Source organism: Amycolatopsis sp. NPDC114478 (assembly GCF_055633805.1).
Window position 1 is genome coordinate 179,475 of the sequence record NZ_JBVKDO010000014.1, and the last position, 20,443, is coordinate 199,917.

At 69.8% G+C, this 20,443-nt stretch carries 26 protein-coding genes; 21 read left to right on the forward strand and 5 right to left on the reverse strand.

The window, feature by feature from the left end:
* The first annotated feature begins 1 nt into the window (after position 1).
* The 4 genes from ACZ7OH_RS33495 to ACZ7OH_RS33510 all read left to right on the forward strand — a co-directional run bounded on the left by ACZ7OH_RS33495 (position 2) and on the right by ACZ7OH_RS33510 (position 4,265).
* Positions 2 to 994, forward strand: coding sequence for an ABC transporter permease (locus tag ACZ7OH_RS33495; RefSeq protein ID WP_470284485.1), 993 nt, complete (start codon positions 2 to 4; stop codon positions 992 to 994).
* Positions 991 to 1,986, forward strand: a complete 996-nt coding sequence (locus tag ACZ7OH_RS33500; RefSeq protein WP_470284486.1) for an ABC transporter ATP-binding protein — start codon at positions 991 to 993, stop codon at positions 1,984 to 1,986. The genes ACZ7OH_RS33495 and ACZ7OH_RS33500 overlap by 4 nt, the downstream gene beginning before the upstream one ends.
* A 41-nt stretch (positions 1,987 to 2,027) precedes the next feature.
* Complete coding sequence (locus ACZ7OH_RS33505) at positions 2,028 to 3,431, forward strand: GH1 family beta-glucosidase (protein ID WP_470284487.1); 1,404 nt, start codon at positions 2,028 to 2,030, stop codon at positions 3,429 to 3,431.
* Positions 3,432 to 3,554: 123 nt separating this feature from the next.
* Positions 3,555 to 4,265 carry a DUF2306 domain-containing protein gene (locus ACZ7OH_RS33510; RefSeq protein WP_470284488.1) on the forward strand — a complete coding sequence of 237 codons (711 nt, stop codon included), beginning with the start codon at positions 3,555 to 3,557 and terminating at the stop codon, positions 4,263 to 4,265.
* On the opposite strand, the gene ACZ7OH_RS33515 is transcribed toward ACZ7OH_RS33510, so the two are convergent.
* Positions 4,210 to 5,376 (reverse strand): acyl-CoA dehydrogenase family protein, encoded by a 1,167-nt coding sequence (locus ACZ7OH_RS33515; RefSeq protein WP_470284489.1) that lies wholly within the window; start codon positions 5,374 to 5,376, stop codon positions 4,210 to 4,212. The genes ACZ7OH_RS33510 and ACZ7OH_RS33515 overlap by 56 nt on opposite strands.
* Positions 5,373 to 7,715 carry a bifunctional salicylyl-CoA 5-hydroxylase/oxidoreductase gene (locus ACZ7OH_RS33520; RefSeq protein ID WP_470284490.1) on the reverse strand — a complete coding sequence of 781 codons (2,343 nt, stop codon included), beginning with the start codon at positions 7,713 to 7,715 and terminating at the stop codon, positions 5,373 to 5,375. The genes ACZ7OH_RS33515 and ACZ7OH_RS33520 overlap by 4 nt, the downstream gene beginning before the upstream one ends.
* 67 nt (positions 7,716 to 7,782) lie before the next feature.
* Between ACZ7OH_RS33520 and ACZ7OH_RS33525 the strand changes: the two genes are divergently transcribed.
* Positions 7,783 to 8,178 (forward strand): RidA family protein, encoded by a 396-nt coding sequence (locus tag ACZ7OH_RS33525; RefSeq protein WP_465286015.1) that lies wholly within the window; start codon positions 7,783 to 7,785, stop codon positions 8,176 to 8,178.
* Here ACZ7OH_RS33525 and ACZ7OH_RS33530 read toward each other — a convergent pair.
* The 3 genes from ACZ7OH_RS33530 to ACZ7OH_RS33540 all read right to left on the reverse strand — a co-directional run bounded on the left by ACZ7OH_RS33530 (position 8,165) and on the right by ACZ7OH_RS33540 (position 11,143).
* Entirely contained in the window at positions 8,165 to 9,007 is an 843-nt protein-coding gene (locus ACZ7OH_RS33530; protein WP_470284491.1) for a PaaX family transcriptional regulator, read from the reverse strand. The genes ACZ7OH_RS33525 and ACZ7OH_RS33530 overlap by 14 nt on opposite strands.
* 91 nt (positions 9,008 to 9,098) lie before the next feature.
* Complete coding sequence (locus tag ACZ7OH_RS33535) at positions 9,099 to 10,301, reverse strand: tyrosine-type recombinase/integrase (protein WP_470284492.1); 1,203 nt, start codon at positions 10,299 to 10,301, stop codon at positions 9,099 to 9,101.
* Positions 10,301 to 11,143 (reverse strand): hypothetical protein, encoded by an 843-nt coding sequence (locus ACZ7OH_RS33540; protein ID WP_470284493.1) that lies wholly within the window; start codon positions 11,141 to 11,143, stop codon positions 10,301 to 10,303. Before ACZ7OH_RS33540 ends, ACZ7OH_RS33535 begins: the two co-directional genes overlap by 1 nt.
* Before the next feature lie 224 nt (positions 11,144 to 11,367).
* Between ACZ7OH_RS33540 and ACZ7OH_RS33545 the strand changes: the two genes are divergently transcribed.
* The 16 genes from ACZ7OH_RS33545 to ACZ7OH_RS33620 all read left to right on the forward strand — a co-directional run bounded on the left by ACZ7OH_RS33545 (position 11,368) and on the right by ACZ7OH_RS33620 (position 20,424).
* Complete coding sequence (locus ACZ7OH_RS33545) at positions 11,368 to 11,574, forward strand: helix-turn-helix domain-containing protein (protein WP_470284494.1); 207 nt, start codon at positions 11,368 to 11,370, stop codon at positions 11,572 to 11,574.
* Positions 11,571 to 12,233 carry a hypothetical protein gene (locus ACZ7OH_RS33550; RefSeq protein ID WP_470284495.1) on the forward strand — a complete coding sequence of 221 codons (663 nt, stop codon included), beginning with the start codon at positions 11,571 to 11,573 and terminating at the stop codon, positions 12,231 to 12,233. Before ACZ7OH_RS33545 ends, ACZ7OH_RS33550 begins: the two co-directional genes overlap by 4 nt.
* Positions 12,230 to 12,598 carry a DUF6907 domain-containing protein gene (locus ACZ7OH_RS33555; RefSeq protein ID WP_470284496.1) on the forward strand — a complete coding sequence of 123 codons (369 nt, stop codon included), beginning with the start codon at positions 12,230 to 12,232 and terminating at the stop codon, positions 12,596 to 12,598. Before ACZ7OH_RS33550 ends, ACZ7OH_RS33555 begins: the two co-directional genes overlap by 4 nt.
* Positions 12,595 to 12,852 (forward strand): hypothetical protein, encoded by a 258-nt coding sequence (locus tag ACZ7OH_RS33560; RefSeq protein ID WP_470284497.1) that lies wholly within the window; start codon positions 12,595 to 12,597, stop codon positions 12,850 to 12,852. Before ACZ7OH_RS33555 ends, ACZ7OH_RS33560 begins: the two co-directional genes overlap by 4 nt.
* Complete coding sequence (locus ACZ7OH_RS33565; RefSeq protein ID WP_470284498.1) at positions 12,845 to 13,396, forward strand: hypothetical protein; 552 nt, start codon at positions 12,845 to 12,847, stop codon at positions 13,394 to 13,396. The genes ACZ7OH_RS33560 and ACZ7OH_RS33565 overlap by 8 nt, the downstream gene beginning before the upstream one ends.
* Positions 13,393 to 13,593, forward strand: coding sequence for a hypothetical protein (locus ACZ7OH_RS33570; RefSeq protein ID WP_470284499.1), 201 nt, complete (start codon positions 13,393 to 13,395; stop codon positions 13,591 to 13,593). Before ACZ7OH_RS33565 ends, ACZ7OH_RS33570 begins: the two co-directional genes overlap by 4 nt.
* A complete protein-coding gene (locus ACZ7OH_RS33575; RefSeq protein ID WP_470284500.1) occupies positions 13,586 to 13,897 on the forward strand; it encodes a hypothetical protein in 312 nt (103 codons plus the stop codon). The genes ACZ7OH_RS33570 and ACZ7OH_RS33575 overlap by 8 nt, the downstream gene beginning before the upstream one ends.
* Positions 13,898 to 13,991: 94 nt before the next feature.
* Positions 13,992 to 14,294, forward strand: a complete 303-nt coding sequence (locus ACZ7OH_RS33580) for a hypothetical protein (RefSeq protein ID WP_470284501.1) — start codon at positions 13,992 to 13,994, stop codon at positions 14,292 to 14,294.
* Positions 14,294 to 15,379 (forward strand): hypothetical protein, encoded by a 1,086-nt coding sequence (locus tag ACZ7OH_RS33585; RefSeq protein WP_470284502.1) that lies wholly within the window; start codon positions 14,294 to 14,296, stop codon positions 15,377 to 15,379. The genes ACZ7OH_RS33580 and ACZ7OH_RS33585 overlap by 1 nt, the downstream gene beginning before the upstream one ends.
* Complete coding sequence (locus ACZ7OH_RS33590; RefSeq protein WP_470284503.1) at positions 15,376 to 16,698, forward strand: replicative DNA helicase; 1,323 nt, start codon at positions 15,376 to 15,378, stop codon at positions 16,696 to 16,698. Before ACZ7OH_RS33585 ends, ACZ7OH_RS33590 begins: the two co-directional genes overlap by 4 nt.
* Positions 16,699 to 16,708: 10 nt before the next feature.
* On the forward strand, positions 16,709 to 16,981 hold the full coding sequence (locus ACZ7OH_RS33595; RefSeq protein WP_470284504.1) for a hypothetical protein: 273 nt from the start codon (positions 16,709 to 16,711) through the stop codon (positions 16,979 to 16,981).
* A 328-nt stretch (positions 16,982 to 17,309) separates the two neighbouring features.
* Positions 17,310 to 17,804 carry an HNH endonuclease gene (locus tag ACZ7OH_RS33600; RefSeq protein WP_470284505.1) on the forward strand — a complete coding sequence of 165 codons (495 nt, stop codon included), beginning with the start codon at positions 17,310 to 17,312 and terminating at the stop codon, positions 17,802 to 17,804.
* 74 nt (positions 17,805 to 17,878) lie between these two features.
* Positions 17,879 to 18,094, forward strand: coding sequence for a helix-turn-helix domain-containing protein (locus tag ACZ7OH_RS33605; RefSeq protein WP_470284506.1), 216 nt, complete (start codon positions 17,879 to 17,881; stop codon positions 18,092 to 18,094).
* Complete coding sequence (locus ACZ7OH_RS33610) at positions 18,087 to 18,377, forward strand: hypothetical protein (protein ID WP_470284507.1); 291 nt, start codon at positions 18,087 to 18,089, stop codon at positions 18,375 to 18,377. The genes ACZ7OH_RS33605 and ACZ7OH_RS33610 overlap by 8 nt, the downstream gene beginning before the upstream one ends.
* A gap of 149 nt (positions 18,378 to 18,526) precedes the next feature.
* Entirely contained in the window at positions 18,527 to 18,856 is a 330-nt protein-coding gene (locus ACZ7OH_RS33615) for a terminase small subunit (protein WP_470284508.1), read from the forward strand.
* Complete coding sequence (locus ACZ7OH_RS33620; RefSeq protein WP_470284509.1) at positions 18,856 to 20,424, forward strand: terminase; 1,569 nt, start codon at positions 18,856 to 18,858, stop codon at positions 20,422 to 20,424. The genes ACZ7OH_RS33615 and ACZ7OH_RS33620 overlap by 1 nt, the downstream gene beginning before the upstream one ends.
* Positions 20,425 to 20,443 lie beyond the last annotated feature (19 nt).

Below are 20,443 nucleotides of genomic sequence, written 5' to 3' on the forward strand. Positions count from 1 at the left end.
CATGGCCGTACCCGCGGCGGACGTCAAAGCCGCCCAAGCCCTCCCCGTCGACGCGGTCGCCGGCCGGTCGAAGCGGCGCCGGTTCCGGTTCCTGACCGGCGGCAAGACGGTCACCGGGCTCGCCGTCATCGTCTTCTTCGTGGTGATCGCGATCATCGGCGAGTGGATCGCGCCGTACGACCCGTCGGCGCGCAGCAACGACCTGATGGAGTCGCCCTCGGGCCGGCACTGGTTCGGCACCACCCACCTCGGCCAGGACATCTTCAGCCAGGTCGTGGTCGGCACGCGCAGCGTCATGCTGGTCGGGCTGACCGCCGGGATCGTGGCGACGATCCTCGCGGTGCTCGTCGGCGTGACGTCCGGCTACCTCGGCGGGACGCCCGGCGAAGGGCTGTCCGCACTGTCCAATGTGTTCCTGGTGATCCCGGCGCTGCCGCTGATCATCATCATCGGCAGCGCGGTGCCCACCGGCGGTGACTACCTCGTCGCCGTGATCATCGGCTTCACGTCGTGGGCGTGGGGCGCGCGCGTCCTCAGAGCGCAGACGCTTTCGTTGCGCGGCCGGGAATACGTCGAAGCGGCCCGGGCGACCGGCGAGTCGACGTGGCGGATCATCTTCTTCGAGATCCTGCCGAACCTGACCGCGGTGATCGCGTCCAGTTTCGTCGGCACGGTGATCTTCGCGGTGATGTCGGAGATCACGCTCGCGTTCGTCGGCGTCTCCGGACTGTCCAACTGGAACTGGGGCACGATCCTGTTCTGGGCGCAGAGCCAGCAGGCCCTCGCGCAGGGCGCGTGGTGGTGGTTCGTGCCGGCCGGGCTGGCCATCGCGATCCTCGGCACCGCGTTGTCCCTGCTCAACTTCGGCATCGACGAGTTCGTCAGCCCGCGGCTGCGCGGCAGCGGCAAGGCCCGCGTCAAGGGCGCCGACGGGCGGACGCATCGCATGCGCGTGGGCTTCACGCCCGTGCTCGGGCGGGAGGAACAGCCATGATGGACCCGGTCCTGGAGATCAAGGGCCTGGACGTCGACTACGGCGTCGGCGAAGAGGCCGTGCGCGCGGTCCGGGACGTGCACCTGACGCTGCACCGAGGCGAAGTCCTCGGCCTGGCCGGGGAAAGCGGCAGCGGGAAGTCCACTTTGGCCTACGGGCTGACGCGGCTGCTCGCGCCGCCGGGCGTGATCCGCGGCGGCCAGGTCATTTACCATCCTGCGGACGGCGAGCCCTACGACGTCCTTCGCCTGACGGACCGGCAGCTCCGGGACTTCCGGTGGGCGGAGACTTCCATCGTGTTCCAGGGCGCGATGAACTCGCTGAACCCGGTGCACAAGGTCGTCACGCAGCTGGTCGACGTCATCAAGGCGCACGAACCGAAGTCGACCCGCGCGAGCCGGGTGGCGCGGGCGCGTGAACTGCTCAAGCTGGTCGGGATCTCGGCCGACCGGCTGGAGGCGTACCCGCACCAGCTCTCCGGCGGCATGCGTCAGCGCGTGATGATCGCGATGGCGCTGGCGCTCGAACCCCGGGTCGTCATCATGGACGAGCCGACCACCGCGCTCGACGTCGTGATGCAGCGGCAGATCCTCGGTCAGCTCGTGGAACTGCGGGAACGGCTGGGCTTCTCGGTCCTGTTCATCACGCACGACCTGTCGCTGCTGGTCGAGTTCTCGGACCGGATCGCGATCATGTACGGCGGCCGGATCGTCGAGCAGGCGCCGGCGTCGGCGCTCTACCGGGACGCGCTGCACCCGTACAGCTTCGGCTTGCTGAACTCGTTCCCGGCCCTGCGCGGTCCGCGCCGCGAGCTGGCCGGGATCCCCGGATCGCCGCCGGACACGCGCGGCATGCCGGCCGGCTGCGCGTTCCACCCGCGGTGTCCCAAAGCCTTCGAGCCGTGCGACTCGAAGGTGCCCGAGCTGGGCTTGCCCGGCGGCGACCCGTCACGGGAAGTGGCTTGCTTCCTGCACCCGGTCGCGACCCCCTGAACGCCGTCTGTCCTATCCGGTCCACCTGGAGGAGACCCGCCTTGACCGAGACCACCGCCGCGACCGCCGAACAGCAGGCGCTGATCGACACGCTGCCGCCGGACTTCCGCTGGGGCGTGGCCACCGCCGCGTACCAGATCGAAGGCGCGGTCGCGGAAGACGGGCGCACTCCGTCCATTTGGGACACGTTCTGCCAGGTCCCCTGGGCCATCGACAACAACGACACCGGCGACGTGGCGTGCGACCACTACCACCGGATGCCGTCGGACATCGAGCTGGTGAGCGAGCTCGGTGCGGACACGTACCGGTTTTCCGTGGCGTGGCCCCGGGTCCAGCCGCGCGGCCGCGGCGGCGTCAACGAGGCCGGGATCGGGTTCTACGACCGGCTGGTCGACGAGACGCTGAGCCGCGGGATCACGCCGTGGCTCACGCTGTACCACTGGGACCTGCCGCAGGAGCTGGAGGACGCGGGCGGCTGGCCGGCGCGCGACACGGCGTACCGGTTCGCGGACTACGCGATGCTGGTGTTCGACCGGCTTTCCGATCGGGTCCGGCACTGGACGACGTTGAACGAGCCGTGGTGCTCGGCGATGCACGGGTACGTCCACGGCGTGATGGCGCCGGGCCGGCGCGACTACGCGGCGGGGTTGCACGCAGTGCACCACCTGCTGCTGGGTCACGGCCTCGCGACGCAGCGGATGCGTGAGGCCGCCCCGCCGGACACGGAGTTCGGCATCACGCTGAACATGTGCACGGCGGACCCGGCGACGGACTCCCCGGAGGACGTCCGCGCGGCCCGGCAGGCCGACGGCCTCGGCGTCCGGGTCTACCTGGACCCGCTGGTGCACGGGCGCTACCCGGCCGACGTGGTGGAGGACCTGGCCGACCGCGGAGTTCGTCTTCCGGTCCAGGACGGCGACCTTTCGGTGATTTCGACGCCGCTGGACTTCCTGGGCGTGAACTACTACTTCGGCCAGCAGTTCTCGGGCGTCGACGAGACGGGCCGCGCGATCGACGACGAGGGCATCCCGGCATCCCGGGTGGTCCCGTTCGGCGAGCCGACGACGGCGATGGGCTGGGAGATCCTGCCGGGAAAGTTCACTGAGCTGCTGACGCGCCTGGGTCGCGACTACCCGGGCCTGCCGATGTACATCACGGAGAACGGCTCGGCGTTCGACGACGACCCGGACTCGTCGGGTTTCGTCCGCGACGAGCAGCGCACGGCGTACTTGGCATCGCACATCGCCGCGGTCGCGGCGGCGCGCGAAGCGGGTGCTGATGTGCGCGGGTACTTCGCTTGGTCCCTTTTGGACAACTTCGAGTGGGCGTACGGGTACGCGAAGCGGTTCGGCCTGATCCGGGTGGACTACGAGACGCAGGAGCGCACGATCAAGCAGAGCGGCTACTTCTACCGCGACACGGTGCGGCGGGTCCGCGGCAGCTGAGCGAGGTCACTCGATCGGGGGTGGGGTACGCCCCACCCCCGCGTCGGTGGTGCGCACCATGGTTCGCGCCCCCGGGCAACCCCTAACGTCGGCTGGGACGGATCCCGACGACGGAGGGGAATCATGGCAGTCCGAACCGCGGCCCGGCCCGTACCTCAGACGGCGCGAAAGGCCTGGTGGCGACGGCCGTGGATCGGCCCGCTGGCCCTGCTCGTGCTCGCCTTCCTGTCCTTCTCGCTGCCCCCCTACCTGGCGCTCGACCCCGCCCGGTCGCGGGTGCCGCAGCCCGAGGGCTTCCCGGCGCACTACTGGTTCCTCGTCGCGCACGTCATCTTCGGCTCGATCGCCATGGGCGGCGCCGTGCTGCAGATCTGGCCGTGGCTGCGGCGGACCCACCCGGTGATCCACCGCAACGTCGGCCGCGCGTACGTCTTCGGCGGGGTGCTGCCCTCGGGGCTGATGGCCCTGACCATCGGGTCGCAGAGCCCGTTCGGGCCGGTCACCCGGGTCAGCGACGTGCTCGCCGCGGTGCTGTGGATCGGCTGCACGATCGCGGGCTGGCGCGCGGTGCGCGAACGCCGGTTCGGCGACCACCGCAAGTGGATGATCCGCAGTGTGACGCTGACCTTCTCGATCATCGTCAACCGGCTCATCACGCCGATCGCGATGATCGTCCTGGAACCGCGGATCCCGACCACCTTCGGCGGCAGCCAGCTGGCCTACAGCCAGAGCATCGGCGCGCTCTCCTCGTGGGGCGGCCTGGCCTTCGCGCTGATCGTCAGCCAGCTGATCCTGGAGCACCGGCCCGCGAGGAAGCCAGCCAGCGCGCGATGATCGTCCGCTGGATCTCCGACGCCCCTTCGTAAATCCGGGGCGCGCGGACTTCGCGGTAGAGGTGTTCGAGCAGGTGCCCGCGTCGCAACGCGCGGGCGCCGTGCAGCTGGACCGCCGAGTCGACGACGAACTGGGCCGCCTCCGTGGCGAACAGCTTCGCCATCGCCGCCCGGCCGCCGAGGTTCTGCTCGCCCGCGTCGTACGCGCCCGCGGCCGCGTAGACCAGGAGCCGCGCGGCCTCCGTGCGCGTCGCCATCTCCGCCAACGCGTGCGCCACCGCCTGTTGCTTGATCAGCGGGCCACCGAAGGCTTCCCGTTGGCTCGTATGCGAAACAGTGGCGTCCAGGGCGGCCTGCGCCATCCCGACGGCGAACGCGCCGACGCTCGGGCGGAACAGGTCCAGCGTCCGCATCGCCACCGCGAACCCGCGGTTCTCCTCGCCGAGCAGCTCCTCGCGCCGGACCTCGACGCCGTCGAACGTGACCGTGCCGATCGGGTGCGGGCTCACCAGGTCCAGGTGCTCGCCGCCCAGGCCCGGGCGGTCGGCCGGGACGACGAACGCGCTGACCCCGCGCGAGCCCGCGCCGGGCGTCGTGCGGGCGAACACCGTGTAGAAGTCGGCTTCGGGGGCGTTCGAGATCCACATCTTCGAGCCGGTCAGGCGCCAGCCGTCGCCGTCGGCCTCCGCTGCCAGGGACAGCGCGGCCGCGTCCGAACCCGCGTCCGGCTCGGTCAGCGCGAACGCTGCCACCGCGTCGCCGGCCGCCACGGCGGGCAGCCACTTCGCGACCTGACTGTCCTGTCCGGACTGCAGGATCGGGTAACTCCCCAGGCCCTGCAACGCGAGCGCCGTCTCGGCCTCGGTGTTCACCGTGGCCAGGTTCTCCCGCAAGATGCACAGGTCGGTCGCGGCCGCCTGGCGGGAAGGCGACCCCGAAGCGACGCCCGGGAAGAGCCGCGCGAGCAGGCCGAGCGCCCCCATCTCCTTGAGGAGCGGCCGGTTCACCGCACCCTCCACACCGGACTCGGCGAGCGAGCGCAGCTGCTCCGCGCTCAGCCGCCGCACCTCCGCGGCGAACGCCTGCTGGTCGGGGTCGAGGGTGAACGTCATGACGAAGCTCCCGGTCGCCAGCGGGCATGGGCGGTCCCCGTCGGCCCGGAGCGGACGAGGTCGAGACGCGGCTCCGGCCCGTCGCTGCGGCCGGTCTGGGGCTTGCGGCGGCCGGCGGCGAACGGCTTCGGCCACGGCAGCGGGTAGTCCTGCTCGACCGCCGCGTGCAACGTCCACTGTGGATCGTAGAGGTGCGTGCGGCCCAGGGCGCAGAGGTCCGCGCGGCCCGCGAGGATCAGCGAGTTGACGTCGTCGTACGACGAAATCGCGCCGACCGCGATCACCGCGATCCCGTACTCGCGCCCGACCTCGTTGCGGATCCGGTCGGCGTACGGCGTCTGGTAGCTGCGGCCGTACTGCGGGCGTTCCTCGCTGACGACCTGCCCGGTCGAGACGTCGATGCCCGCGGCCCCGTGAGAAGCGAACGCGCGCGCGATCTCGACGGCGTCGTCGGCGTCGATGCCGCCCTCGCACCAGTCCGTCGCCGAGATCCGGACGGTCATCGGCCGTTCGGCGGGCCAGACGGCACGCACCGCGTCGAAGACCTCCAGCGGGAACCGCAGCCGGTTCTCCAGCGAGCCGCCGTAGGCATCGGTCCGCTGGTTGGTCAACGGCGAGAGGAACGACGACAGCAGGTAGCCGTGCGCGCAGTGCAGTTCGAGGACGTCGAACCCGGCGCGAGCGGCAGCCTCCGCGCACGAGACGAACTGCGACCGGATCTCCGATAGCTCCGATGTGGACAGTTCGCGCGGCACTTGGTTCCGCGAGGAGTACGGCAACGCCGAAGGCGCGCAGACTTCCCAGTTGTCCGACGGCAACGGCTCGTCGATGCCGTCCCACATCAGCTTCGTCGAGCCCTTGCGGCCCGAGTGTCCCAATTGGACACCCATGCGGGCCGGGGACTGCGTGTGCACGAAGTCGACGACGCGCTTCCACCCCGCTTCCTGTTCGGCCGTGTACAACCCGCCGCAGCCGGGTGTGATCCGGCCTTCGGGGGAGACGCACACCATCTCGGTCATCACCAGCCCGGCGCCGCCGAGGGCCTTGCTGCCCAGGTGCACCAGGTGGAAGTCGCCCGGGACACCGTCCACCGCCGAGTACATGTCCATCGGGGACACGACGATCCGGTTCGGCAGCTCCAGGCCACCCAAGGAGAACGGCTGGAACATCGGCGGCCGCGACGTCGTCCCGAGCGACCGCGCGAACCAGTGGTCCAGCTCGGCGGCGAACTCCGGATCGCGCAGGCGGAGGTTGTCGTGGGTCACCCGGCGGCTGCGCGTGAGGATGTTGAACGCGAACTGCGGCGGGTCCTGGTGGGTGTACTGCGCGATGTTCTCGAACCACTCCAGGCTCGCCTGCGCGGCACGCTGCGTCGACTGGACGACCGGCCGCCGTTCCAGCTCGTAGGCCTTCAACGCCGAAGCGACGCCGTCGTTTTCGTGCAGGCACGCGGCCAGCGCGAGCGCGTCCTCCATCGCGAGCTTCGTGCCGGAGCCGATCGAGAAGTGCGCGGTGTGCGCCGCGTCGCCGAGCAGGACGACGTTGTCGTGCACCCAGGTCTCGCAGCGCACGGTGCCGAACGTGACCCACTTCGAGTTGTTGGCCATGATCCGGTGGTCGCCCAGGATGTCCGAGCACAGGTCGCGGATCATCGCGATGGACTTCTCGTCGCTCTCGCCCGGCGGGAGCGACGTCGCCGCGATGGGCGCGAACGCGCGCTGCCAGACGTCGTCGTGCACCTCGAGGATGAACGTGCTGCCGTCGCGGCCGTACGGGTAGCCGTGGATCTGCATGATCCCGGCCGGCGTCTCGAGGACGTAGAACTTGAAGGCGTCGAACACCAGGTCCGTGCCGAGCCAGATGTAGTGGCACCGGCGGGTTTCGACGCTCGGCCGGAACGTCTCGGCGTGCCGGGCGCGGATCGCGGAGTTGACGCCGTCGGCGGCGATCACCAGGTCGTAGCCCGAGAGGTCGGCCGGTGCCTCCTCCCGGAAGTGGAGGCCGACGCCGAGCTCGGCGCAGCGGCTCTGCAGGATGCCGAGCAGGCGCTTGCGGCTCATCGCGGCGAAGCCGTGGCCGCCCGAGGTGGTGACCGTGCCGCGGTAGTGGACGTCGATGTCGTCCCAGCGGGCGAACTCGGCCTTCATGGCTTCGTGCACGGACGCGTCGGCGTGCTCGATGCCGCCGAGCGTCTCGTCGGAGAACACGACGCCGAAGCCGAACGTGTCGTCCGGCGCGTTGCGTTCCCAGACGGTGATTTCGTGACCGGGACCGAGCTGCTTCGCCAGCGCGGCGAAGTACAGACCCGCCGGGCCGCCACCGATGACCGCGATACGCACGCCGTCGAGGATATGTCGTCACCGGTACGACCGTCAATAACGCGAAAGATGGCGTACGGTGTGCCGCATGGAACGCATCAACCCGCCGGAGCTGGGCAAGCCGTCCGGGTTCTCGCACGCGGTCGTGGCCGAGGGCCGGGTCGTCTTCCTCGCCGGCCAGACGGCGCTCGACGCGTCGAACAAGATCGTCGGCGACGGCGTCGTGGAGCAGTTCGAGCGCGCGCTCGGCAACCTGCTGACGTCGCTGCGCGCGGCGGGCGGTGCCCCGGAAGACCTGTGCAGCGTGACGATCTACATCGTCGACATGGCGGACTACCGCGCCCACGCGCGCGAAATCGGCGCGGTGTGGAAGCGGCTCGCGGGCACCGAGTACCCGGCGATGGCCGGCATCGGCGTCTCCCGGCTGTGGGACGAGGAGGCCTTGGTCGAGGTCCAGGGCTTCGCGGTCGTCAGCCGAAGTTGATCGACTTGGCGACGAACGCGCGGGCCGGGTCTTCCAGCTGCGCGTGCAGCTCGAAGAACAGGTCGGCCGCGCGGATCCCGGACCAGTCGCGGGGCAGGAACTCCGCGGGCAGGCCGGGGTCTAGGTAGGGCATCCGCCGCCAGCCGGTCAGCACGCGGACGTAGTCGGCGAAGGCCTGCTCGTCGGTCACGGACTTGCGGCGCAGCGCGGGGCCGTGCTCGTCGAGGAACGTCGTGTACAGCTCGTTGAGCCGGTCGAGGTCCCACCAGTCGCGGATCTTCGCCCGGACGTCGCCGAAGGCGAGGTGGTCGGCGCGGAACAGGTCGGCGTACCCGGCCAGGCCGAGCCGGGTCAGCGCCTCCTCGGTCGCCGCGTGCAGGTGCGCCGGGGCGATCCAGACGCCGGACGCGGCGGTGCCGAAGCCCATCCGGGCGAGCTGGGTGCGCAGGAGGTGGCGCTTGTGCCGCTCGGTCTCCGGCACGGAGAACACCGCGAGCAGCCAGCCGTCGGCCGGGGTCGCGCGCCCGCGGCGGAAGATCCGCTCGTCGCCCTCGCGCAGAATGTCCCGGGCGGCGTCGGACAGCTCGTAGCCCGCGGTCGCGCCGCGGCGAACGGCTTCGAGGATCCCGCGCCGCTTCAGCCGGGAGATGGAGGAGCGCACGGCGGGCTCGTCGACACCGACGGCCGCCAGCAGGTCGATCAGCGAGGCGACCGAGAGCCACCCGCCCTCGGTGCGCGAGTAGAGGCCGTACACCGTCACGATGAGCTGGCGAGGCTGGGCCGCACGGCCGGAGCCGTCCAGTTCGGTTGCCTCGGGTACGGCCGTCATCGGGCCACAATAACGTGTGGCTCGCCACCGGGGAGAACACGATTTGGGGCGTGTGGTTGCGAGGGGGAGTGTCTGGGGGTGTTGTCGCTGGTCAGCGGGCGTTTGTTACGTCGTCGGTGGTAGCGGCTGGGAGTGCCTGGTTGCCGCGCTTCGTCCCACGGCTCGTCCCACGCGATCCCACGACGCGCAGCGGCTTCTTGTCGCCGAGGGCGGCCCGCAGGAGGTCGTCCGACTGCTCCGTCTCCTGTACGTAGCCGAACAGCTCGTCGAGGTCGGCGTGGCCCATCGACCTCTTCACGGTCATCACGTCGGCGCCGCCCTCGACCGCGCGCGTGGCGTAGCCGCGGCGCAGGCCGTATCCACCGGTGTCCAGCCCGGCTCGCTTCATCGCGCGGCGCAACGCCGCCTGGTTGGCGGGCCGGCCGTCGCGGTTGACGAACAGCAGGGCACTGGTGCACTCCGAGCCGTCGTAGTGCTCGGCCCCGCACCCGTCCTTGAGGTCTCGCCCTTCGATGCGGGAGTCGTAGATTTCGCACGCGCGCTTGGTCATCGGGACCGTTCGCACGTCGCCGTCCTTGGGGTAGCCGCGTATCTTCTTCGCGCGCTGCACGTACACCTCGACCACGTGCACCTTCCGCCGCTTCCGGTCGATCCGGGCGACGTGCAGGCCGGCCAGCTCGTTCGGGCGCATGCCGACCTCGAGGCCGAAGTCGACCATGTCGGCGTACACGGCGGAGTCGTCGCCGAAGTTGCCGCGGCTCTCCTGCGCGCGCTCGGTGGTCACGAACTTCTTTGGCTTCCGCCGGTTCAGTGTCGGCAAGTCGATGCGCACGCAGGGGCTCGCATCGAGGACTTCCTGGTCCACAGCGGCGGTCATCACGAGCCGGAACGCCGAGTAGATCAGCTGGACGTACCCCGGGCTCATGCCCGTCCGGACCTTCAGGTCGGTCTTCACCCAGTTGTTGACCTGCACGCGCTTGATCCGGTTCAGGGGCTCGTCGCCCCACTTCGGCAGCACGTACTTGTTCATCACGCTGGCCTCGACCATGCCGCGGTCGGAATCGAACTTCCGCGTTTCGCTGAGCGTCTCGTAGAAGTCCCTGAACGAGACGCCAGCCGAGAGCGTGCCGTCCGACGCAGCGGCCTTCCGCTTGGCCTTCGCCTCGGCGTCGACTGCGGCCTCGCGGGCGTCGGTCTTGCGCGGGAAGGTGCCCTTGACCCGCTGCTTCTTCCCGTCGGCGTCGACGTAGAGACCGCGCCACCTACCGCTCGGAAGCTTCTCGGTGCTGGGCATTACGTCTCCTGATCTTTCCTATACTTTTCAGCCTTTTCTGCTGCTTGCCGGGCTTCTTCTTGCAGCATTTCGAACCTCATTCGCGCCTCTCCGCGGCGGTCTGTGACGAACCTGAGGTTCACCTCTACGCTGGCGCGATCCTCCTGCACTCTGACTAGCTGATCCTCCAGGTTCTGGACATCCTCCGCTGTTCCTTTTTCTTTTGCATTTAAGAGTTCGGTCTTTATTTTATAGAATACGTATGAGAGGTGCTCTCTGTGTTCTTGAAGCCGAGCAAGCTCATTTGACAACTCGGCTAGAAGCATTCCAGCTGAGGCGACTTTCTCTTCAAATACGGGGCGTTCTAAGGTGAACACTGCTCCGTCAATCATGTCTCGTAAGCGACGCAGGCCGTCAAGGTCGAGTCCTAAGAGCCTCTTCTCAAGTGGGACGCTGGCGAGGTCGTTGTCATTGAAGATTGGCTTCCCAAAGTCGTACGAGTCACTTTCTGTGCGCCTTCCGGGGAGTGACTGACGCTTCGGGGGTCCGCTTCCGTATTGTACTGATATTCCGTTTGTGTATCTCTGGATTTCATACCGTAGATTAAGTCCCCATTCGATTCCTTTGGCGCGCAAGGCCGTGCCGGGGGGAAGCGAGAAGAGTCGATCGACGCCATTCCAGGTTAGATTTCGGACGGGTTGCCCGGACTCAACACGTAGCCACGTCTTATATGCAACCTTGGCTTCCTTTGCGGCCTGTTCGGCTGTAAGGCCAAGGCGAACGCGCTCTTGCTTGATGACCTCGCCGAGCTGGGCGAGATGGCGCTGTTCATCGGCCTCGTCGACCAACTGGGTTTCGTCCACGGTTCTAGCATTGCAGGAACATGTAGGAGTGTCTAGGTGCGACTGGTAACTACATGCATGTAGCTCCGACTTAAAGTGACCCAAATGGGTGACTACTCGTTAGTAGCCCAGTTCAAGCATGGGATCACGCGTTCGACAGTGTTGCATCTATGGGAGCCTCGTGTGTAGGTTCGCCGTCGTGCGGGGGATCTTGACCCGCTGAACGGTCCAACCGGGAGGAACCCTTGACCGAAAGTCTCGTCAGGCCGCTGACGCTCAACGAAGCGGCCATCTACGCCCACGTGCACCGGAAGACGATGCTGAAAGCGTTGCAGCGCGGTGAATGCGTCGGCTACCAGCGAGGAGTGAACTGCCCCTGGCGGATCTACCAGGAGGACCTGGACCGCTACATCAGGGGCGAGACGCCCGCGAAGGCGCGGAGGTCGGCATGACGACTTCCGCGAGAACCATCCCCAGGACGAGCCGCCCGCTCGAACTTGCCGGTCCCGGCGAGCGGCCCGCCGTAGCGAACACGCAGGAAGGAACCCGCATGTCCACCGCAGATGTTACCGCGCGTCACACCGCGGCCGATCACCCATCTGGCCGTGTCCAGTCGAACGAGGAGTACGCAGAGCGTCTGCTGGCCGGAATCGCCGAGCGAGACGCCGTATTCGCCCACGCGCCATTCTGCGACTACCCCGAGGGTGGGGTGCACCCGTGCACCAGTTCGGCGCCGACGCTGCCGGACGTGGCGTTCTCGGTGCGGGAGCTGCCTGCCACCGCGCAGGCGATCGCCTGGTCGGAGGAACGCACCCGCGAACAGCGGGTGCTCGTGGTGATCGAGCACCCGTACAACGAGGACGAGCAGCACGAGGACGTGTACGCCGAGGCGTGGCTGAAGCCCGCGACGGCGCGCGCCCTGGCCGCGCAGCTGCTCGACGCCGCGCGCCAGGCCGACGCCGCCGAGTTCGTCGCCGAGCTGGACGCCGTCGGCGAGTCGGACCGTCAGCTGACCGAGCTCGGTGTGCTGTTCGCCCGGGTCGAGGCCGGCGACTTCTCGACGGTTGCCGAGGTGGGCGACGCCATGCGCCGGATCGTGAGTGTGGCGTGACCGACTACCCGGATTGGCTCAACCACACTGACGCCGTTCCGTGCCCCTCGTGGTGCCGCGGTCGGCACCCGGAGATCGAGCACCCCGAGGACCGACGGCACTGGTCCAAGTCCGTGGAGCTGGACTCGATGCTCGCCGAGGGCACCATCGAGGATCTGGGGGAGTGCTACGGCGGGGTGCAGTATGTCCCCGTGCACCTGATCATCGGCATGGATCAGGGCTTCCGCGAGGTGGGCCCGCAGATCAGCATCACCCCGGAGAACGGCAAGCACGGCCCTGGCGTCGTGTTCACCGTCGACGAGGCCGACCGCGTTGCGCGCACCCTGCGCAAGCTCGTCAAGCAGGCCCGCGGCGGTGCGCGATGACGGCGCCGGTGGCGTCGACGAGCGACTTGGCCTCGCTCGTCGACCAGATCGAGGCGCTGCTGCTGCAGGACCCCGCGGACTGGCACGGCGCGTTCCTGATCGCCGACGCCGCATGCCAGCGACTGAACGAGGAGGAGGCCGCCCGCACCGGCCTGACCGTCGAGGAGGTCGAGCGTGCAGCGCGCGCCCGGATGATCGCGGCGTGCCGCGAGCTCTGGGCGGCCGAGGGCGTCGCGGAGGTGGCCAGTGTCTGACGATTTTCTGTCCACTCCGGACGGCATGGCTCCGACCCCCTCGGGGGCCACGCCGCCGATGCATCCGGCTGCGCTAGCGGCACGGACGAAGCACTTCGCCGAGGCCGCCCGGGTCGGCCGGATGCGCGCGCTCGACGCGATCGCCGCGGTCGAGGCTGAGGTGCTGGGCTACGTCCGGCACCTCGGCGACATGGCCGCCGTCCGCGACGCGGAGGTCACCCGGAACGCCGAAGGGAAGGTGGCTGCGGACCCGCCGGCGACCTCGGCGCGCGCGGCGCGGCTCGTCGAACCGCGCACCGGCAACCAGCGCGGCGCCATCCTGCGGTTCATCGTCGAGGGGAACGGGGCGACCGACTTCGAGATCGCCCGGGACCTCCGCATCCTGCCCAACAGCGTGCGGCCGCGGCGCGGCGAGCTGGCCGAGGGCGGCTACGTCGTCGACTCCGGCCGGACCCGGCGTCACCGCGGCGCGGACTGGGTGGTCTGGGAGGCCACCGACGAAGGCCGCGCGTGGTACCAGCGGCAGGTCGGAGGCGCGGCGTGAGCGACGCGACGTTGATCAGCTGGCTGCTCGCCTTCTTGGCGATCGGGTTCGTCGGCGGGGCCGTGGCTGTTCTCCGCGTCGGCCGGGCGAACCCGTCGGCGAAGGTGCTCGAGGAGCACGACGAGGCCGTCGCGCGCGAGCTGTACCGGCTCGTGCGCGAGCACACCGGCGAACGTGAGGAGGACGACCGTGGCTGAGTTCCGCTACCGCGACGCGTCGGACTTCGCGCTGCACGCTCGGCACTTCCGGCACGTTCCGGGGCGCGGAGAGACGATGGACGGCGACGCCGTGGCGATCTGCAGCGGCATCGCGGCCGCGGAGATCGCCCGGCGCATCGCCGCCGGATCCGGGCCGGTCCTCGATGCCGACGACCTACGCCGCGGCTGGGCCCGAACGGACACCGTGCGCGTCAAGCTTGGCCGTAACCCAACCGTCTACGACGTGCTGCGCGAGTTCGGCGACGAGTCCGCCGAGGCCGGGCTGCTCGGCGGTGCGGCGTGAACGATTTCTTCCTGCGGTGTCATACTTTTGCCCTTTTGCGACGCGCGAACGGCCGTAGCGTGTCCTTCATGGCGAGCGATGCAGTAGTGCCTTCATGAGCGAGTCCGCTGTGGACGGGGCACTGCAGGTGGTCGCGGTTGGGCCGGTAGACATCACCGGCTCGACCGCGGCCGCCCGCGCCGACGCCGAGACCTACCGGGCCGAGGACCCGGCCTACGCCGAGCTCATGGCGACGCTCGCCGCGCTCGGCGACCTCCTCGACGCCGCCCCCGATCCTGCCGAGTGCGCCGCGCTGCTGCAGCGCGTCGACGCGCTCGATCGGACGGTGGACTACCAGGCCGGCCAGCGGTGGGTCCGCTGGTCCGTGCGAAACATGATCTTGGAAAGGGTGGCGTGATGGCGCGCGAGCACGCACGCATTCTGTGCCGCATCTGGCGGGACGCCGACTTCCGGGCCCTTACGGTCGACCAGCAGTGGCTGTTCGAGGCGCTGCTGTCGCAGCCCACGATCAGCAACGCCGGCGTCTTGGCGCTCACGCCGCGCCCGTGGGCACGGCTAGCCGAGGACATGACGCCCAACCGCGTCGAGGCTGCGCTCGCCGGGCTGGCCGCGAAGCGGTACGTCGTGATCGACGAGGACACCGGCGAGCTGCTGGTGCGCACGTTCATGCGCAACGACGGCGTGTCCAGCAACGGCAAGGTGTTCAAGAACGCCCTGAGGGTCGCTCTGCAGGTCCAGTCCGAGACGCTGCGCCACGTGCTTGCCGCGGAGCTGCGCAAGGTCGGCACCGAGGACGCGCGCCAGGCGGCCGCCGAGCTCGACCCGGACACCGCCGAGGCACCGGCCCCGACCGTCCAGAGTGGAAATTCCACATCGGACAGGATCGCCGATCAGAAAAAAAGTGAACGGCCGCGAAAAAGCTGCGGGGAAGGGGAAGGGGTAGGGGAAGGGGGTAAGTCACCTTCCGTTGTTGGTTCCGTTGGCACGACTTCGCCGAAGTCGACGCCGGACCGGCGCGGTACCCGCATCCCCGACGACTTCGCCGTGACCGAGGCGATGCGCACCTGGGCGGCCAAGAACGCACCTGACGTGGACCTCGCCACGCAGACGGCGAACTTCGTGGACCACTGGGCCTCCAAGCCGGGCAAGGACGCCCGGAAACTCGACTGGGTGCGGACGTGGCAGCGGTGGATGCGCACCGAGCAGGAGCGCACGCCGTCCCGGCCCCGTACGGGCCGAGGCGCGGCGAACGCGCCGAAACCGACCGGGGACCCCGCCGAGTGGCTGCGCGGCCGCTGGCAGGCCGGTGACGCCGCCGCCGTGGCCCGCGTGCTCGGCGACCGGTACGAACGGCCGGACCTCCCGGTCACCGTCGAGGGCAAAGCGAACATCGCGGAGTTCTTCCGGACCTCGGCGCGGACCTGGATCGAGGACCACCGCGAGGCCGCGCTGGCGAAGCTCGGCCAGGAGGTGGCGGCATGACCGACCTCAACGACGACGTGCAGTATCCGGCGCCGAACCTGGCCGCCGAGGCGCTGGCCCAGCTGCGCCCGGTCGCCGAAGAGGCGTACCTGATCAGCCTCCTGACCACGATCACCGCCCGCGAGATGCGCGAGGAAGCCCTGGCGCGGGTCCAGCCGGAGGACTTCTCCGTGGCCGCGTACGGCGGCCTGTGGGAGGCCGCGCAGCGGCTGCACGCCGAGGGCAAGCCGGTCACCGCGCGCACCGTCGCCGCGGCCGCCGACACCGCCGGCGAGCTCGCCGAGCGGACCCTGGCCCGGTTCGTCGGCGCCGTCCCAAACCCGGCGGACTTCCCGAACGCGCTCGCCGAGGTCACCCGCTGCGGCGCACTCCGGCGCGTCGTCGAGGCCACCGTGCGGATTCAGCAGCGCACCATGGCGGCCGCCGACGGCTCGTCCGCGCTCGCCGCCGCACACGAGGAGCTGGCCAAGCTCGACACCGCCGAGCTCGGCCAGGACGAGCACACCCGGACCTTCCGGGACGTGCTCACCGACCTGGACGCGGCGCTGCGCAACCCAGAGACCTATCGCTACGTCCCGACGCCGTGGGACGACCTCAACGAGCGGTTCTCCGGCGGGCTCCACATGGGACGGATGATCGTCGTCGGCGCGCGGCCCGGAGAAGGCAAGTCGATCGCCGCACACCAGATCGCCGAGCACGCCGCGAGCCTCGGCCACCCCGCCGTGATCTTCTCCGTCGAGATGGGCTCGGTCGAGGTCGCCGGCCGGATCGTGGCCAACGGAGCCACCGTCGAGATGGGCGAGATCACCCGCCGCGAGCTGTCCGAGCACTCGTGGCGCAACTTCCACGAGTACCGGGCCCGCGCGCAGGACTTCCCGCTCACGATCAACGAACGCCCGGACCTGACCCTCGGCTACATCGCCGCCCAGTGCCGCGCGATCAAGCGGCGGACCGGGCTCGACGTGGTGGTGATCGACTACCTGCAGCTGCTCAACGGCGACCGGCGGATGCCGCGCGAACAGCAGGTGTCGGCGATCTCCCGCGGCCTCAAGCAGCTGTCCCGGGAGCTCGACTGCGCGGTGGTCGTCCCCGCGCAGCTGAACCGCAACGCCGTCGCGCGCGGCAAGGCCGGCCTTTCCGACTTGCGCGAGTCCGGAAGCATCGAGCAGGACGCGGACGCCGTGATCCTGCTGGCCCGCCAGTACGACGACGAGGGCGAGCCCAACGGCATGCTCACGATCGACATCGCCAAGAACCGGTTCGGCCGCATGGGTGAAATCGAGCTGCCTTGGCGCCCGTACCTGTCCAGAATCGGGTGAGGATGTCCTGATGCCGAAGGTCTACCGACAGCACAACTGCACCCGCAAGCACCGGACGTTCTTCGCAATGGCCAAGTGCATCTGGCGGCGCGCGGTCTGGATCACCGGTGAAGGGCCCTACGCCACCGTGGCCAGATGCCCGCACGGTCCGTACGAGCTGGCGGTTACCGTTCAGCTACACGCCGACCTCGACAGCGCCCAAAGCTCGCTGAAACTGATCAACGACACCGGGTGTGGGGGTCGCTGCTCGAACAGGCACGAGTTGGTCGAACTGCACCTCTGAGAAGGAAACCCTCGCTGCCGGGAACGGCGCGATGACATGAGGCCGGGCGGCCTGGACAGTGCCGGGAGCCCGGCCTCACGCGCCGCTCGTCATCGTCGCGGCTGATTGCCCGCCACTCCGCGGGCGAGGAACGCTCGGATCTCGTCGTCTGGGATCAAGTAGCTCTTGCCGTTGAGGAATCCGCCGAGTTCGCCGCTCCGCAGTCGCCGACGCACGGCCGGCGCGCCAACCCGAACGAGACACTAACCTTCGCCGCGCGGCAAGGCCGGCCTGTCGGGCCTCCGCGAGTCCGACAGCATTGATGTCCTGCCGCCGCAAGGAGAACACCATGGAAGGCAAGCTGATCATCGCGCGGGTCAAACCGCCCCGGCCGCCAGAGCCGGAAGGGCCTCCCGTGGAACCGCCACCTCCGCGGTACAGCTCGTGGGACGAATACCTCGCGCGGACGACGCCGCAGGAACGGCGCGCCTGGTGCAGGAACAAGGTCAGGGTCGCGAACCGCCCCAAGCTGCTGAGCCATGCTGAGGAGAAACTAACGGTCCAGGAAGTCGTCGACGTACTCGACGCCGCGCGGGGCCGGTGCGTCTACTGCGGGTCGCTTGCCGTCGAGGGCAGGCCGTCCAAGCCGAACGGTGCGCCCTCGACATGGACCGCGGTCGGGCGGCGGATCGGCAGCCTGTCGCACGTCGTCCCGCTCGTCGAGGGCGGCCGGAACCATGTTTCGAACCTCGTGTGGAGCTGCCTGTGGTGCAACACGTGGCCGACCGAACGGACGCCAGGTGCTACGGACCGAGGCGCAATTCAGTCTCCGCCAGCCTCATGAACGTCATCGCGGCCGCAGTCACCGCCTCACCGCAGACTAACCATCTCACCGGGTTAGAAGGTTAGAATGGGTGCATGGCGAACGACGCGACCGGTGTCGGCCGGCACCTGCGGATGCTGCGCGAGCAGGCCGGCCTCACGCAGACCGAGACCGCGCACCGCGCCGGCCTGACCCGCGAAGCCGTGTGCGCCATCGACAACGGACGCCACGACCCGCGCATGTCGACCATCCGCCGCTACTGCGACGCCATCGGCGCCCGCGTCTACATCGGACACGGCGGCGATGGCTGACCACCAGCGCCCAGGCGACACCACCCGCAAGGGCTACGGCGCCCGGCACCAGCAGCTACGCGCGCAGCTCGCGCCGACCGTGGCGCTGGGCACCGTGCCGTGCGCACGCTGCGGCTACCTCATCGCGCCCGGCGAACCCTGGGACCTCGGCCACCGCGACGGCACCGGCAAGCGCGAGTACTCCGGGCCCGAACACCGCACGTGCAACCGAGCTGCTGGTGCTGCTGCCCGCGAGGCCGCGCGCATGGCCGACCCTGCCCCCCGACCGATGACCAGGTGGTGACGGACCATGCGAAGACAAGTCCCTGACCTGCGGAAATGCGCGTGCACAGTGGACAGTGGCTCTGACCTGCAGTTTTTCCCGGACCCCCCACCCCGGTTGATCCACGTCCCTGTCATCTTCTCTCTCCCCGGGCTCTGCGGGGGCCCGCGGTGACCGGCTCGGGCGCGCTGGCCGACCCCGGGGACGTGCTGGGCGCCGTCCGGGTCGCGCTGGCCGAGCTTGACCTGGACGGGGAGGACCAGGCTGCCATCGCGCTTGCCTTGCGTCTCGGGGCGGCGATCGACGCCGAGGAGTCCGGGCGGACGCTGGCCGAGTTGGCGGGCAAGCTGCTGGCGGTGCTGACCGAGCTGGGCGCGACCCCGGCGGCCCGGAAGTCCATCGTGCCGCAGGCCGCACCGACGGCCCGCTCAGCGGCGCAGCTGGCTAAGGACGAGCTGAAGGCGCGTCGAGCGGCACGGCAGACAGACGGAACCGGCTGATGAGCGCGGCCGAGGCGCCGGAGGCCGGCGCGGTGCTGGGCTCGACGCTGCCGCGGATCTGGACCCGGCCGCTGATCAAGGGGCCGCCCGGTCCGTGCGGGTGCGGGTGCGCGCTGACGCCGGAGACCAGCTACGGGTTCGAGGTTGAGGAGTTCGCTCGGGACACCCTCGAGCGACCGCTGGACCCGTGGCAGCGGTGGGCGGCGATCCACGCCGGGGAGCTGCTGCCGGACGGCCGGCCGCGGTTCCGCGTGCTGCTGATCCTGGTCGCCCGCCAGCAGGGCAAGACCGAGCTGCTGGTGATCCTGGTGCTGTTCTGGCTGTTCATCGAGGAGCGGCGCCTGGTGCTGGGCACCAGCACGAACCTCGACTACGCGCGGGAGTCTTGGGAGAAGGCCGTCGAGCTCGCCGAGGGCTCCGACGCGTTGGCCGAGGACATCCCGGTGAACGGCGTCCGCCGCGCGAACGGCGAGCAGACGCTGCGCACGATCTACAAGACGCGGTACAAGATCGCCGCGTCGAACCGCAAGGGCGGTCGGTCGCTCACGATCGACCGGTTGATCCTCGATGAGCTGCGCGAACACCACGACTGGACGGCGTGGAACGCCGCGGTGCCGGCGACGAACGCCGTGCCGGACGCGCAGGTCTGGGCGATCAGCAACCAAGGTGATCACCGGTCGGTGGTGCTGGACTCGCTGCGCGCCTCGGCGATGCAGTTCATCGAGACCGGCGAGGGTGACCGACGGCTCGGCCTGCTGGAGTGGAGCGCTCCGCTCGGGTCCAAGCCGACCGATGTGCGCGCGCTGGCGATGGCGAATCCGAACCTCGGAAGGCGTACGGAAGTCGAATCGTTGCTGGGCGACGCCCTGCGCGCCGAGAAGGCCGGCGGTGAGGAGCTGGCCGGGTTCCTCACGGAGATCCTCTGCGTCAAGGTACCGATGCTCGACCCGGCCGTGGATGCCGGCGCGTGGGCCGACTGCGCGGACCCGGGCGCCCTCGACGACGTGCGCGACCGGGTCGCGGCCGCTGTCGACGTGTCGCTGGACGGCAAGCACGCCACGCTTGCCGCGGCCGCGTTGCTGCCGGACGGGCGGGTGCGCATCGAGATCGTGCGCCGCTGGGAAGGCCCGAACGCCACGCAGCAGCTGCGCCGCGAGCTGCCGCCCCTGGTGGCGAAGATGAAGCCGCGCAAGCTGGGGTGGTTCCCCAACGGCCCGGCCGCCGCGGTCGCCGCCGATCTCGCCGACCGCAAGCAGGGCCCGCGGGCAGCGTGGCCGCCGCGGGGCGTCGAGGTCGACGAACTGCGCAAGGACGGCGCAGCGATCTGCATGGGCTTCGCCGAGATGATCACCGGGCACGAGATCGCCCACTCCGACGACGAGCTGCTGACCGCGCACGTGACGAGCGCGGAGCGGGCCCGCCAGGGCGACGCGTGGCGCTTCACTCGCAAGGGCGCCGGACACTGCGATGCGGCGTACGCCGCCGCCGGCGCCGTGCACCTGGCGCGCACCCTTCCGCCGCCGGCGGCTCGGCCGCTCGTGGTGGTGGCACGCCCCCGTAGTGAGTAGCTCACATCGAAGCTCGGAT

What these genes read in the sequence shown, in the direction of transcription:
- ACZ7OH_RS33495 (WP_470284485.1), top strand. Translation starts at nt 2, where the DNA reads ATGGCCGTACCCGCGGCGGACGTCAAAGCCGCCCAAGCCCTCCCCGTC.
- ACZ7OH_RS33500 (WP_470284486.1), top strand. Translation starts at nt 991, where the DNA reads ATGATGGACCCGGTCCTGGAGATCAAGGGCCTGGACGTCGACTACGGC.
- ACZ7OH_RS33510 (WP_470284488.1), top strand. Translation starts at nt 3,555, where the DNA reads ATGGCAGTCCGAACCGCGGCCCGGCCCGTACCTCAGACGGCGCGAAAG.
- ACZ7OH_RS33515 (WP_470284489.1), bottom strand. Translation starts at nt 5,376, where the DNA reads ATGACGTTCACCCTCGACCCCGACCAGCAGGCGTTCGCCGCGGAGGTG.
- ACZ7OH_RS33525 (WP_465286015.1), top strand. Translation starts at nt 7,783, where the DNA reads ATGGAACGCATCAACCCGCCGGAGCTGGGCAAGCCGTCCGGGTTCTCG.
- ACZ7OH_RS33530 (WP_470284491.1), bottom strand. Translation starts at nt 9,007, where the DNA reads ATGACGGCCGTACCCGAGGCAACCGAACTGGACGGCTCCGGCCGTGCG.
- ACZ7OH_RS33535 (WP_470284492.1), bottom strand. Translation starts at nt 10,301, where the DNA reads ATGCCCAGCACCGAGAAGCTTCCGAGCGGTAGGTGGCGCGGTCTCTAC.
- ACZ7OH_RS33550 (WP_470284495.1), top strand. Translation starts at nt 11,571, where the DNA reads ATGACGACTTCCGCGAGAACCATCCCCAGGACGAGCCGCCCGCTCGAA.
- ACZ7OH_RS33560 (WP_470284497.1), top strand. Translation starts at nt 12,595, where the DNA reads ATGACGGCGCCGGTGGCGTCGACGAGCGACTTGGCCTCGCTCGTCGAC.
- ACZ7OH_RS33580 (WP_470284501.1), top strand. Translation starts at nt 13,992, where the DNA reads ATGAGCGAGTCCGCTGTGGACGGGGCACTGCAGGTGGTCGCGGTTGGG.
- ACZ7OH_RS33585 (WP_470284502.1), top strand. Translation starts at nt 14,294, where the DNA reads ATGGCGCGCGAGCACGCACGCATTCTGTGCCGCATCTGGCGGGACGCC.
- ACZ7OH_RS33590 (WP_470284503.1), top strand. Translation starts at nt 15,376, where the DNA reads ATGACCGACCTCAACGACGACGTGCAGTATCCGGCGCCGAACCTGGCC.
- ACZ7OH_RS33595 (WP_470284504.1), top strand. Translation starts at nt 16,709, where the DNA reads ATGCCGAAGGTCTACCGACAGCACAACTGCACCCGCAAGCACCGGACG.
- ACZ7OH_RS33600 (WP_470284505.1), top strand. Translation starts at nt 17,310, where the DNA reads ATGGAAGGCAAGCTGATCATCGCGCGGGTCAAACCGCCCCGGCCGCCA.
- ACZ7OH_RS33605 (WP_470284506.1), top strand. Translation starts at nt 17,879, where the DNA reads ATGGCGAACGACGCGACCGGTGTCGGCCGGCACCTGCGGATGCTGCGC.
- ACZ7OH_RS33610 (WP_470284507.1), top strand. Translation starts at nt 18,087, where the DNA reads ATGGCTGACCACCAGCGCCCAGGCGACACCACCCGCAAGGGCTACGGC.
- ACZ7OH_RS33620 (WP_470284509.1), top strand. Translation starts at nt 18,856, where the DNA reads ATGAGCGCGGCCGAGGCGCCGGAGGCCGGCGCGGTGCTGGGCTCGACG.